Origin of the sequence: Anaeromyxobacter sp. SG64 (assembly GCF_022690745.1) — a bacterium.
In the GTDB taxonomy this organism is placed as follows: Bacteria; Myxococcota; Myxococcia; order Myxococcales; family Anaeromyxobacteraceae; genus Anaeromyxobacter; species Anaeromyxobacter soli.
On sequence record NZ_JALCZB010000016.1, the window covers coordinates 66,298 to 78,198 of the forward strand.

Annotated in this window: 13 protein-coding genes and 1 tRNA gene; 2 read left to right on the top strand and 12 right to left on the bottom strand. The window is 73.7% G+C overall.

Translation table 11 applies throughout. The annotated features are described in order from the left end of the window. Positions 1-87: 87 nt before the first annotated feature. Together MNZ29_RS07415 and MNZ29_RS07420 are read right to left on the bottom strand one after the other, a co-directional pair. Positions 88-765 carry a hypothetical protein gene (locus MNZ29_RS07415; RefSeq protein ID WP_242354405.1) on the bottom strand — a complete coding sequence of 226 codons (678 nt, stop codon included), beginning with the start codon at positions 763-765 and terminating at the stop codon, positions 88-90. A gap of 473 nt (positions 766-1,238) precedes the next feature. After that, a tRNA-Gly gene (locus tag MNZ29_RS07420) sits at positions 1,239-1,313 on the bottom strand. Between the two features lie 115 nt (positions 1,314-1,428). On the opposite strand from MNZ29_RS07420, the gene MNZ29_RS24890 reads away from it, so the two are divergent. Further along, a complete protein-coding gene (locus MNZ29_RS24890; protein ID WP_242336230.1) occupies positions 1,429-2,619 on the top strand; it encodes a glycosyltransferase family 9 protein in 1,191 nt (396 codons plus the stop codon). On the opposite strand, the gene pgsA is transcribed toward MNZ29_RS24890, so the two are convergent. The 3 genes from pgsA to MNZ29_RS07440 all read right to left on the bottom strand — a co-directional run bounded on the left by pgsA (position 2,517) and on the right by MNZ29_RS07440 (position 5,423). Then, positions 2,517-3,242 carry a CDP-diacylglycerol--glycerol-3-phosphate 3-phosphatidyltransferase gene (pgsA, locus tag MNZ29_RS07430; protein ID WP_242336234.1) on the bottom strand — a complete coding sequence of 242 codons (726 nt, stop codon included), beginning with the start codon at positions 3,240-3,242 and terminating at the stop codon, positions 2,517-2,519. The two genes, MNZ29_RS24890 and pgsA, sit on opposite strands and share 103 nt — an antisense overlap. Positions 3,243-3,423: 181 nt before the next feature. Beyond that, a complete protein-coding gene (locus tag MNZ29_RS07435; protein ID WP_242354426.1) occupies positions 3,424-4,797 on the bottom strand; it encodes a tetratricopeptide repeat protein in 1,374 nt (457 codons plus the stop codon). Beyond that, complete coding sequence (locus MNZ29_RS07440; RefSeq protein WP_242336240.1) at positions 4,794-5,423, bottom strand: lytic transglycosylase domain-containing protein; 630 nt, start codon at positions 5,421-5,423, stop codon at positions 4,794-4,796. The genes MNZ29_RS07435 and MNZ29_RS07440 overlap by 4 nt, the downstream gene beginning before the upstream one ends. A gap of 89 nt (positions 5,424-5,512) precedes the next feature. On the opposite strand from MNZ29_RS07440, the gene nadB reads away from it, so the two are divergent. Then, entirely contained in the window at positions 5,513-7,120 is a 1,608-nt protein-coding gene (gene nadB, locus MNZ29_RS07445) for an L-aspartate oxidase (RefSeq protein WP_242336243.1), read from the top strand. Positions 7,121-7,154: 34 nt separating this feature from the next. Here nadB and MNZ29_RS07450 read toward each other — a convergent pair whose 3' ends face one another. From MNZ29_RS07450 to MNZ29_RS07480, 7 genes are all read right to left on the bottom strand, one after another. Beyond that, the gene (locus tag MNZ29_RS07450) at positions 7,155-7,799 is read right to left on the bottom strand and encodes a hypothetical protein (protein WP_242336246.1); all 645 of its coding nucleotides are present in this window, start codon (positions 7,797-7,799) and stop codon (positions 7,155-7,157) included. Then, entirely contained in the window at positions 7,796-8,392 is a 597-nt protein-coding gene (gene pyrE / locus MNZ29_RS07455) for an orotate phosphoribosyltransferase (protein ID WP_242336248.1), read from the bottom strand. Before pyrE ends, MNZ29_RS07450 begins: the two co-directional genes overlap by 4 nt. Next, on the bottom strand, positions 8,389-9,168 hold the full coding sequence (locus MNZ29_RS07460) for a ParB N-terminal domain-containing protein (RefSeq protein ID WP_242336251.1): 780 nt from the start codon (positions 9,166-9,168) through the stop codon (positions 8,389-8,391). Before MNZ29_RS07460 ends, pyrE begins: the two co-directional genes overlap by 4 nt. An 18-nt stretch (positions 9,169-9,186) precedes the next feature. Beyond that, positions 9,187-9,726 (bottom strand): polymer-forming cytoskeletal protein, encoded by a 540-nt coding sequence (locus tag MNZ29_RS07465; RefSeq protein ID WP_242336254.1) that lies wholly within the window; start codon positions 9,724-9,726, stop codon positions 9,187-9,189. A 2-nt stretch (positions 9,727-9,728) separates the two neighbouring features. Next, positions 9,729-10,097, bottom strand: coding sequence for a polymer-forming cytoskeletal protein (locus MNZ29_RS07470; RefSeq protein ID WP_242336257.1), 369 nt, complete (start codon positions 10,095-10,097; stop codon positions 9,729-9,731). 110 nt (positions 10,098-10,207) lie between these two features. Next, positions 10,208-11,074: an alpha/beta hydrolase gene (locus MNZ29_RS07475; protein ID WP_242336260.1), complete on the bottom strand. Its 867-nt coding sequence runs from the start codon at positions 11,072-11,074 to the stop codon at positions 10,208-10,210. A gap of 31 nt (positions 11,075-11,105) precedes the next feature. After that, a partial coding sequence (locus MNZ29_RS07480; RefSeq protein ID WP_242354435.1) for a tetratricopeptide repeat protein occupies positions 11,106-11,901 on the bottom strand: 796 nt, incomplete at its 5' end.

Consider the following 11,901-nt stretch of genomic DNA (forward strand, 5'->3'; position numbering starts at 1 on the left):
CGTTCGCGGTTCCCTCCTGCGGCCGCGGCGTGGTGACGCGGGGCGTTCGCGCTCGAGTGGCCCGGCGCGACGTCGCGGGTGCCCTCGTCAGGGGAACCGCGGCGGCGGGTCCCCGGTCGCCGCCCGGAACGAGAGCACCGCGAACGCAGCGATCGAGTCCATGAACCCGAGGCTGTCCGGGTTCGATACCGGGTAGAGCAGCTCCCCCGCGAGCGCGATGTGCGGCCACAGTCGCCAGTAGGTCACGGGCCCGATCATCACCAGTGGATCTCCGCCACGACCGGACTCGAAGGCCCACAGCGCGCGCCCGCCCAGGAGCGCCGTCCCGCCGCGGAGCGACGCGAGCCAGCCGGCGCTCACCGTGCCGAGCCAGTCCGGACGGTAAACGATCCTGTACAGCTCGTCGTACAGGTGGACGTCCCCGTGTGACGAGAGCTGCCGTACGCCGGCCACCTCGTAGATCGCGAAGCCGGGGCCAAGCGGAAGGCCTCCCTTCGCGGAGAGGTCGAGGACCCGCGACTCGAATCCATCGCCGCCGGGGATACGGGTGTGCCGGCGCTGGACCGGGAGAGGCAGGTGCTCGAACGTACGGACCCACCGAACGCCTCCTTCGAGCGCGAGGGCCTCGAGGTCGACCTTGGCGCCTACGCGCGCCGCGGCGGAGTTGAGCGTGAGGTAGCCGTGGGCGATGAGGCCGCCCCAGCGCGCGTCGGGCTTCCCGTACCCCGCGGCAAGGGCGACGTGCTGGGAGGTACCGAGATCCACGCCAGCGGAGAGGAACCGACGCGGCTCCGTTTCGTCCCCGCGGTTCCTCGGCTCGTCGGCGAGCGCGGCCGAGCACGCGGCGGCGAGCAGCGCGCCCAGGAGCGCGCGACGATCACGAAGGCGCGTCGTCGACCGGAGGTCCTTCTCACGGCCGCCCCGACACCGTCGTCGGCACATGTCGTGAGCTGGTCGAGCTCGTGCCAAGCTGGCCGGCCCCGCTGGAGCCCCAGTACGAGACGGATCCCGTGGTGGCACGGGCACAGGTGTGGCGGAAGCCCGCATCCAAGGCCTCGAACGAGAGATCGCCCGCAACCGCCGAGGGCGCCCGCCCGTCGATGCTGGACGCATCGCCGACCTGCCCCCGCTCGGCTCTCGCCCCAGCAGTATGCCTTTCCGCGGTCGCGCGCGTGGAGGCGGGTTGGAGGCGCTGAAGGGCTGAAAGAAAAAGGCCCCGGCGAACCGGGGCCTTTAACTGGAGCGGGAAAAGGGATTTGAACCCTCGACCCTCGCCTTGGCAAGGCGATGCTCTACCACTGAGCTATTCCCGCAGAATCCGTGCGAAGGACGCCGGTTATAGAGGCGCTCCGGGATGGTGTCAAGCGTCCATCTCTCGGGTGCGGCGGGGAGCGCCGGAGCCCGCCGGTGCTAACATCCGCGGCCCTCGTGACGACCCGGAACGCACCCAAGGACCCGCCCTCCTCCGCCCTCGCGCAGCTCCGCGAGGCCTCCCGCAAGAGCGCCGAGGACAAGCGGCTCCGCGCGCGCGTGGGCGGCGGGAAGAGCCGCGGCGCCGCGGGGAACGCGCTCCGGGCCCTCGGCCGCGCCCTCGTGCTCGGCCTCGCGAACCTCGTCTGGCCGCGTCCCCGCGCGGCGCAGCCGCCGCTCGCCTCCATCCGCAAGATCCTCGTCATCCGAGTGGACGAGCGCGTCGGGAACCAGCTCCTCACCACCCCGCTCCTCCGCGCCCTGAAGCTCGGGCTGCCTCGCGCCGAGCTCCACCTCCTCGCGCCGCGGCAGGGCCACCTCGTCGGCTCGCCGCACGTGGACCGGGCGATCCTCTGGCAGAAGCGGGACGCCTTCCGCGCGCCCGGGCGGTTCCTCGGCCTCGTGCGCGCGCTGCGACGCGAGCGCTACGACCTCGTGGTCGAGGCGGGCCACTGGTCGGCCTTCTCGCTCACCGCCGCGCTCCTCGCGCGCATCGTCGGCGGACGCGCAGGCTTCATCGTGGGCCACGACCGCGGCGACTCTGCCCGCTTCCTCTCCCACCCCGTCGCCCACGATGCGGCGAACGCCGTCGAGGTGCCCGCCAAGCTCGAGCTCCTCCGCCCGCTCGGGCTCCCGCCGAGCGGCCTCGAGCTCGACACCTCGCTCGGCGAGGATCTCGGCCCGGCCGACGCGCTGCTCGCGGGCGCGGGGCTCGCCGGCCGGCCGTTCGCGCTCCTCAACCCCGGCGCGCGGCTCGCCGACCGGCGCTGGCCGCCGGAGGCGTACGCAGCGGTCGCGCGCGGCCTCGCGGCGCGCGGGCTCGCGGTGCTCGTCGTGTGGGGTCCGGGCGAGGAGCCGCTCGCGCGCGCCATCGCGGAGGGCTCGGGCGCGACCCTCGCACCGCCCACCGATCTCGCGCTCCTCGCCGGGCTGATGCGCCGTGCGCGGCTCGTGGTGTCGAACAACTCGGGCCCGATGCACCTCGGCGTCGCCGTGCGGACGCCCACAGTGGGCGTCTTCTTCCGCGGCGACTCCGCGCGCTGGGGTCACCGCGTGCCGGGCTTCGCCGCCGCGGAGGTGCGCGCCGAATCCGAGACGGACGCGGTGCTCGCCGCCTGTGACCGGCTGCTCTCCGCCTCGCGCGGGTAGCCGGCCGCGCGGTCGCGTCCGTCGGAGCGCGCCGGGGTGCGGTAGACCGCCTCGATGAAGCTGGTGAAGTACTTCAGCGCCGACCAGACCGAGAAGAAGAGCGAGATGTAGAGCAGCCACGTCCCGACGCGGTTCGCGTCGAGGTCGAACGAGAAGAAGATCGCGTCGATCGGGTACGTGTAGTGCAACAGCAGGAAGGTGATGGAGGCGACCTGGAAGGCCGTCTTGTGCTTCCCCTCCTGCCCCGCCGCGATGACGATCCCCTCGCTCATCGCGATCGTGCGCAGGCCCGTCACGATGAACTCGCGGGCCATGACGACGATCACCACCCAGGCGGAGACGCGCCCGAGGTGGACGAGCATCACGAGCGCCGCCATCACGATGAGCTTGTCGGCGAGCGGGTCGAGGAACTTCCCGATCACCGTGACGAGGTTCTTCTTGCGCGCGACCCAGCCGTCGAGGAAGTCGGTCGCGCCGGTGACCGCGTAGACGACGCAGGCGATGAAGCTGTCGACGCGCGACTCGTGGAAGGTGAACCAGAGGAACACCGGGATCATCGCGATCCGCGTGAGCGTGATCGCGTTGGGCGCGTTCAGGAACTCCCGCGCGAGCGAGCGGCTCATGGCGCCCCTCGCTTGCATGGAGCCGTCGCGAGACGCGCGATGCCGTCGCCGGGCCGGGCGCCCCGAGGAGTGAGCACCGCAGGCGTGCCTGTAAGGCACGTCGAGGAGCGCAACGACGAGGCCGCCCGGCGGAGGCAGGCAGCGTGCGTCGCAGCAGGCTCCCTGCGGGCGGGTGGCGCCATCATGGCGTGCCCCCGCCCCCACGCTCCGCCACCGCCTCCGGATCCGCGAGCGCCCGCCCCTCGCCGGTCAGCTCCACCGCGAGCGGCGCGCCCTCGGCCTCGTCGGCGAGCGGCCCGAGCCGCGGCGTGAGGGCGCCGGTCCAGCCGACGAGCGCGGTGAGCGGGAGCCGCACCGGCGTGCCGGGCACGACGTCGATCGCGACGGGCTCGCCGCGAGACGCGACGAGCAGCGCGCCCTGCCCGCGGATGTGTACGAGGTTCAGCTCGCCCGCGGACGACGGCACCCTCCCGTTCTCGAACGCGAGGCCCGCGTCGAGGCCGCACACCGCGTCCTCGCGGAAGTAGGCGGCCTCGCCGCCGAGCTCCAGCGCGGTGAGGCGCCGGTCGCCGGCGCGCAGGAGGAGCACGCCGTCGCCGCTCGCGTGGTACATGCGCGCGGCACCCTGGCCGAAGGGCGTCTCGGTCACGCGCCCGCGGAAGCGCTTCACGTCCCCGGCGAGCGCGACCTGCCCGCGGATCGCGAACAGGCCCTCGAGCCGGACGCGCAGCTCGCCGCGCACCGCGACCGCGAGGACCCCGTCCTGCACCGCGAAGGGAGCGGCCCCCTCGAGCGCGAGGACGCGGGAGGCGGCCCACGCGGAGAGCGCCGGGGGCGAGGCCTGCGCGATCGGGGCAGGAGGAGCGGCGCGCTCGTCCTCTGCCGCGAGGGCCGCGGACGCCGCGTCGAACGCGTCGGATCCGGAGAGCGGAGCTTCGGCGGCGAGATCGGCGACCGGCACCGGCGTCGCGAGCGGCTCGAGCTGCTCAGCGGGTAGCGGTTCGCCGGGGGCGCCTTCGTCGGCGACGGCAACGGGCGGCGCGGCCTCCTCCTCCGCGCCGGCGGGGCCGGCGAGGAGCGCGTCGCAGCGCGCGATCATGTGCTCGGCGCCGGTCCGCTCGAACCAGGCGCGCGCGGCGGCGGGGTCGCCTCCCTCGAGCAGCGCGAGGCCGAGGTAGCCCATCGCCTTGCGGTGGTCGGGGTTGAGGTCGAGCGCGATCTGGAGCTGCCGGGCCGCGTCGGCGTGGCGCTTCGCCTTGAGGCGCGCGAGCCCGAGGTTCACGCGCGCCGCCGGCTCGACCGGGCTCTCGTCCACGAGCACCTGCCACACGTCGCCCGCGTCCTCGAATCGGCCGAGGCGGTAGTACGCCTGGCCGAGCAGGCCCAGGACCTTCACGTCCTTCGGGCGCAACGTGCGCGCCCGCTCGAGGGCGGCACGCGCGCCGTCCGCGTCGCCGGCGCCGATGAGCTCGGTCCCGCGCGAGAGGTGGAACAGGAACTCCTCGTCGAGTCCCTCGACCTCGTGGGTGCCGCCGCGCCTGGCCAAAGGGTTCACTTCCCGGCCTTGTAGGCCTCGTACAGGGCGACGACCTTGCGGACGTACTCGCGCGTCTCCGGGATGTTCGGGACGTCGCCGCCTGCGCGGCGGACCGCCTCCGGCCCGGCGTTGTACGCCGCGAGCGTCCTCATGAGATCGCCCTGGTACTGGTTCGCGAGGATGCGCAGGTAGCGCGCCCCGCCGTCGATGTTCTGGCCCGGGTCCCAGGCGTCGGACACGTACATGTCCTTCGCCGTCCCGGGCATGAGCTGCATGAGTCCCATCGCGCCCTTCTCGGACACGGCGCGGTGATCGAAGTTCGACTCGACCGACATCACCGCGAGGAGCAGCGCCTCGGGCAGCGCGTAGCGCGCCGCCGCCGAGGTGATGTGGGCGCGCCACTGCGTGTAGCGCTCGTCAGCGGACGCCGCCGGGCGCGCGCGCGCCTGCGACCCGGAGCGATAGACGCCGCCGCCGCTCCTCGCGCGGTTCACCCGGCGGTAGCGCGGGTCGTTCGGCGCGTTCGAGAAGTGCACCACGCCGTCCGAGTCGACGTACGAGTAGACGTCTCCGCCCCGCGCCAGCGCGGGCGCGCAGAGGAGCCCCACGAGGGCGAGGCCGACGAGGGAGCGAGGGCCGGACATGCGGTGGGAAAAACCTACCAAGAGCACGTCGGGACGGACAACTTTATTCCCCCACCGGCACGCACACACATGCGCTACACAATGACGCCATGAATACCCTCTCCCCGCGCGAGCACGTCGACTTCCTCGTCCTGGGCGGCGGTGTCGCCGGCCTGACGTTCGCCCTCGAGGCCGCGAATCACGGCTCGGTGCTGGTCCTCACGAAGCGGCAGCGCTCGGAGGGCTCCACGCAGTACGCCCAGGGCGGCGTCGCCTCGGTGCTCGGGCCCGACGACGACTTCGAGCTCCACATCCAGGACACGCTCGTCGCCGGCGCGGGGCTCTGCCGGCGCGAGGCGGTGGAGGTGACCGTCCGCGAGGGACCCGATCGCATCCGCTGGCTGATGTCGCTCGGCGTGGAGCTCGATCGGGAGGCCCCGGATCGGCTGCACCTCACCCGTGAGGGCGGCCACTCGCGCCGTCGTGTCGCGCACGCGAAGGACACGACCGGCCGGGAGATCGAGCGCGCGCTCCTCGCCGCCTGCGACGCGCGCGGGATCCGCATCGAGGAGGACCACGTCGCGGTCGACCTGGTGACGAGCGGCAAGGCCGGCATCGGCGGCCCGAGCCGGGTGCTCGGCGCGTACGTGCTCCACCGCGACACCGGCGTCGTCTCCACCCTCTCGGCGGGCGCGACCATCCTCGCCACCGGCGGCTCGGGCAAGGTCTACCTCTATACCTCGAACCCCGACGTCGCGACCGGCGACGGGGTCGCCATGGCGTACCGCGCCGGCGCGACGGTCGCGAACATGGAGTTCTTCCAGTTCCACCCGACCTGCCTCTTCCACCCGCAGGCGAAGAGCTTCCTCATCAGCGAGGCGCTCCGCGGTGAGGGCGGCATCCTCCGCAACGCCGCGGGCGACGCATTCATGGTGCGCTACGACCCGCGCAAGGAGCTCGCGCCGCGGGACGTCGTCGCGCGCTCCATCGACGCGGAGATGAAGAAGCGCGGCGACGACTGCGCGTTCCTCGACATGACGCACCTGCCGAAGAGCTTCCTGCTCGAGCACTTCCCGCACATCTACGCGACGTGCAAGGAGTTCGGCATCGACATGGCGGCGCAGCCGATCCCCGTCGTCCCGGCCGCGCACTACCAGTGCGGCGGCGTCGTAACGGATCTCGTCGGCCGCACCTCCATCCCGCGCCTCTATGCCATCGGCGAGGTCTCCTGCACCGGCCTGCACGGCGCGAACCGGCTCGCCTCCAACTCGCTCCTCGAGGGCCTCGTGTTCGGCCGGCGCGCCGCGCTGCGCGCCGCGGACGAGCTCTCCGAGGGGAGCGGGCCGCCGCCGCACATCCCGGACTGGAACCCGGGCTCGGCGCTCGCGCCCGAGGAGGGCGTCGTCGTCGCGCACAACTGGGACGAGCTCCGGCGCGTGATGTGGAACTACGTCGGCATCGTGCGCACGCAGAAGCGGCTCGAGCGCGCGCGCACCCGCATCGCCATGCTGCGGAGCGAGATCCGCGACTATTACTGGCAGTACAACCTCACGCCGGACCTCGTCGAGCTCCGGAACCTCGCCGACGTCGGGATGCTCATCGTCGAGTGCGCCCGCCAGCGCAAGGAGTCGCGCGGGCTGCACTACATCCTCGACTACCCCAAGAGCGACGATCGCTGGCTGCGCGACACGCTCATCACGCGCGGCGATCTCGAGTAGCGGGGCCGCTCGCGCGGCGGCCGCGCCGCGAAGGTCAGCGCCCCTCGGGCGGCGACGGCTGGATGAGCGGCGTGGGGAGCGGCGGCGAGGTGTAGTCGAGCTCGAGCACGCCGAGCGCGCTCGCGATCTCGAGCACGTAGCCCTCGTCCGCGAGCGGTCCCTCCTTCGGGACGGGGAACTGCACCCGGTAGACGGTGTCGAACGGGCCCACCCAGGGGAAGAGGCCGTGCAGCTCGTCGTCGGCGTCGGCGATGTGCGCGCCGACGCTGACGAGCTCCCCCGCCTCGCTCTTCACCGCCACGTGCCAGATGCTCCTCGGCGCGTCGAGGTCGTTCGCCCTCGACGAGGGCGTGTAGAAGACGAGCAGGAACTCCTCGCCGGCCGCCGCCTCGGCGCGCTCCCTCGCGAGCCGCTGCTCGAGCTCCTCCGCCGTCCACCCCTTCCACTCGGCGAGGCGGCGCGCGCGCGCCTCGCGCACCGGGAGCGACAGGTGGGTCGCGGTCGCGGTCGCGCGGTGATCGAGGCCGTCGTAGAGCAGGTCGCGGCGGGTGGCCTGGTCGCGCTTCTCCGCCCACTCGCCCTGGTCGGTGCGGGGATACGGCGTGCGCGAGCGGATCGTGCAGCCGGCCGCCAGGAGCGCGAGCCCCAGCAGGGCGCGGACCACCGCGGCGCGGGTCATCCGAGGAAGTCCTGGCGCGTGAAGAGCGCCTGGAGCGGCACGCCCTGCGCCTCGATCGCCTCGCGGCCGCCCTCCATCCGATCCACGAGCGCGAGGCACGCGACCGGCTCGAGCTTCTCCGCCCGGCAGCGCTCGATGGCCTTGAGCGCGCTGCCGCCCGTGGTCACCACGTCCTCGATGACGACGACGCGGCTGCCGTCCGGGATGGTCTTGCGCCCCTCGATCCACTGCCCGGTGCCGTGGCCCTTCGGCTCCTTGCGGACGATGAACGAGTCGACCGTGCCGGGGGGATGAACGCCTCCCAGACCGCCCGCTCGCTCGTGCTCCAGGAAGCTCGTGAGCGCGATCGCGCTGGCGATGGGATCGGCGCCGAGGGTGAGGCCGCCGACGCCGCGCACGAGCGGCTGGATGCGGCGGACGCGGTCGAACAGGAGCCGGCCGACGAGGACGTGCCCCTCGGCGGTGAGCGTCGTCCGCTTGCAGTCCACGTAGAAGTCGCTCTCCTTGCCGGAGGCGAGGATCACCTTCCGGCGCTCGAAGGAGAGCTCGCGCAGGAGCTCGAGGAGCCGGGCGCGATCGGTGTCGAGGCTCATTCTTCCTCTCCCTCGAGGTGCGGCAGGAGCGCCGCCACCCAGCGGGCCTGCGCCAGGATCTGGCGGCGGCCCTCGGGCGGCAAGTCTGCCCAGGCCCCCACGGCGAGCGCGAGATCCTGGTTGAGCTCCCAGAAGCGCCGCGCCACGTCCTGAGCGAGCTCGTCCGGGGTGACCTCCACGGGGACCTCCTCGGGGACCAGGCGCTCGGCCTCGTCGGCCTCCTGCTCGCGCTCGAGCGCGGCGTCCTCGTCGGGCGCGGGCGCCGGGGCCTCGGCTGCGGCGGGCGCGCCCGCCTCGAGGAAGGCGAAGAAGCGCTCGCGCAGCTCGGGCTCGAGCGGCGCGCGCACGCGCGCCTCGTCCACGAGTTCGTCCGCCCACGGCGCGACTCCCGTCCCGGCGAGCCGCTCCCGGAGCGCGCCCAGGGCCGCGCCGTCGAGCGGCTCGGTGAGCAGGGCCTGCCCGAGCGCGACGCCCCAGGCGTCCTCCTCGGAGAGCTGCTCGTGCACGCGCGCGAGCACCCGCTCGCGCATGAGCATCCGGAGCGCGGCCAGCCGGCGGAAGCCGGCGACGACCTGGTAACGGCCCGGCGCCGCCGGGTCCGGCCGGAGCTCGACGGGCGAGAGCTGACCGAGGCGGCCGATCGAGGCCGCGAGGTGCGACACGTCGCCCTCCGGGCGCACCCGGAAGGTCGCGTCGTCGGTGACGGCGGCGAGGGGTACGAACGCGACGGCGCCCGTCGCATGGGCGGGCGCCGTCGTGCGCGGCTCGAGCTCCACGGCGAGCCTCGAGACCGGCTACTTCCGCTTCACGATCACCTTGCGCTTCACCGCGCCCATCGCGACGGGCGCAGGGGGCGCGGGCGGCTTCGGCGCGGCGACGGCCACGGTCTTCTCCTCCATCTTGCGCTCGATCGGGACCGGGCGCGGCGCGGGGCGGAGGGCCGGGCGCGACGGCAGCGGGGCCGGGCGCGAGACGACGGTGCGCGTCTCGCGCTCCGCCTCCACGTCCACCTCGCCCATGTCGATGCGGCCGCGGAAGCTCGCGCCGTCGACGATGATCACGCGCGGCGCGCTGATGTCGCCGACCATCCGGCCTTCCCGGGTGATCTCGACCGACTCGGTGGCGGTGACGTTGCCGACGATGGCGCCGGAGATGATGCAGTTCTTGACCTGGACCTCGGCCTTCACGACGCCGGTCGGCTCGACCACGAGGGTCTTCGTGAGGGTCAGCGTGCCCTCGACCCGGCCGCGGACCGTGAGGTCCTCGTCGCCGTTGAGGGAGCCGCTGATGAGGATGGACTCGCCGATGATGGTGCTGCCGTCGATGGTCGCCACGGTCACTTCCCCTTCGTTTCCTTGACGTCCATGTCCACGTTGCCCTTGAAGAGGGCGCCGTCGGCGATGAGGATGCGCGGAGCGCGGATGTCGCCCACGACCTTGCAGTCGGCCTTCAGCTCGACCTTGTCGCTCGCGGCGATGTTGCCCGTCACCTGGCCCGACACCTCGACGTTCGCCGTCTCGATGTCCGCCTCGATGACGCCCGAGCCCTCGACGTAGAGGCTCTCGCGCAGGCTGATGCGGCCCTTGACCGTGCCCTGGATGACGAGGTCCTCGTCACCCGAGATCTCGCCGTCGATCACGATCGAGCTTCCGATCACCGTGTGTGCGCCGCTGCGCGGCGACGGGACCTTCTCGATGCCAGCCATTTTCAGACGTCCTCCGGGAGCTTCACGTCCGTCGCGGACCCGCGTGGAGTGAAAGACCGGGGCAGGATAGAGGGCCTCTCCAGGGGGCGTCAACCCGCCTGAACGCCTCTTCACTTGGCGTGGGAGGAGAGCCACGCGATCGCCTCGGCGATGGGCCGATCGCGCTCCACCTCGTTGAAGATCTCGTGTCGGAACCCGTCGTACACCACGAGCCGCTTGTCCCTCGATCGCGCCGCGTCCACGAACGCGCGCGCGGCGGCCACGTCGGCGATGCGGTCGGCGCCCGCGGCGAGGACGAGCAGCGGCGCCTCGAAGCGCGCGGCGCCCCGCAGCACCGCGGCCTGCGCCCGGGTGGACTCGGCGAACCAGCGCGGCGTCGTGGCGCGGCCGTAGAGGGGGTCGTGGTCGGTCCAGCGCTGCAGCTCGAGGTCCGAGGTGAGGTCGGCCACGTCGAGCCCGGCCGACATCCGCAGCCAGGGGACGACCCGCCCGGCGAGCTTCGCGGCCAGGAGCTTCACCGCCGGCGGGTGGAACGCGAGGCGGAAGTACGGCGACGACAGCACGAACCCGTCCACCTCGCCGCCGCGGGCGAGCCCCCACGAGGCCGCCACGAGCGCCCCCTGGCTGTGCGCGAGGACGAACAGCTTGCCGGCGACGCCGTCGGCCCGGAGCTTCGCCACGAACGCGCCGAGGTCGGCGAGGTAGTCGGAGAACGCGTCCACGTGCCAGCGCTGGCCGTCGGACTGGCCGTGGCCGCGCAGGTCCACGAGCGCCACCTGGAACCCCGCGCGCACGAGCGCGGAGGTGACGGCCGGGTAGCGGCCGGAGTGATCGCCCGCGCCGTGGAGCACGATCACCGTGGCGCGGGGCGAGGGCGGCGTGTAGCGCTGCCAGTAGAGGCGAAGGTGGTCCGCCGAGTTGAGGAAGCCCTCCTCGTGGCGCGCCTCCGCCTCGGAGGGAAAGGAGGGGACCGGCATCCGCGGACGCTAACGGCGCGCCGCCGCGGGGTCAAGGCGTGGAGGGGGAGCGCGCCGTGGCCGCGAGCTCGCGCAGCTTCCGCTCGATCCCGGCCTTGCGCCCGGCGTCCGCCGCGCCCTCGTCGTCGTCGCCCGGGTCCGCCCCGAGCGCGCGGCGGTAGGCGCGAGCGGCGTCCCCCGTCCGCGAGAGCGCGCCGTAGGCGTCCCCGAGGTGCTCGAGGATGACCGCGTCCGGCCCGGCGAGCGCGTCGGCCTGCTCGAGGAGCTCCGCCGCGCGGGCGAACTCGCCGCGGCGGAACAGCACCCAGCCGAGCGAGTCGAGCACGTGGCCGGATCGCGGCCTTAGCTCGAGGGCGCGGCGCAGGAGCCGCTCCGCCTCGTCGAGCCGGTCGCCGCGCTCCGCGAAGGCGTAGCCGAGGAAGTTCAGCGCGTCGGGGTAGTCGGGGTGGAGCGCCAGGAGCGCCTGCATCTGCGCCACCGCCGTGTCGGGCTGGCCCGCCTGGTGGTACGTCGCGCCGAGCGCGTAGAGCAGCGCCTCGTCCCGCGGCGACGCCGCGAGGGCCGCCCGCAGCGCGGCGATCGCCTCCTGCGGCCTGCCCGCCCGCACGAGCGCCTGCGCGAGCGCGGTGGTGAGGTCGGCCACGTCCGCCCTCGCCGCCTCCCCGCGCCGCGCCTTGTCGGCCACGGCGGCGCGCAGGACCGCGATCCCCTCTCCGCGGCGTCCGGCGCGGGCGAGCACCGCCGCGCGCGCGAGGAGCAGCCGGACCTCTCCCGGGAAGGCGTCGAGCGGCGCCGCGAGCGCGCGGTCCGCCTCGGCGTGGCGCCCG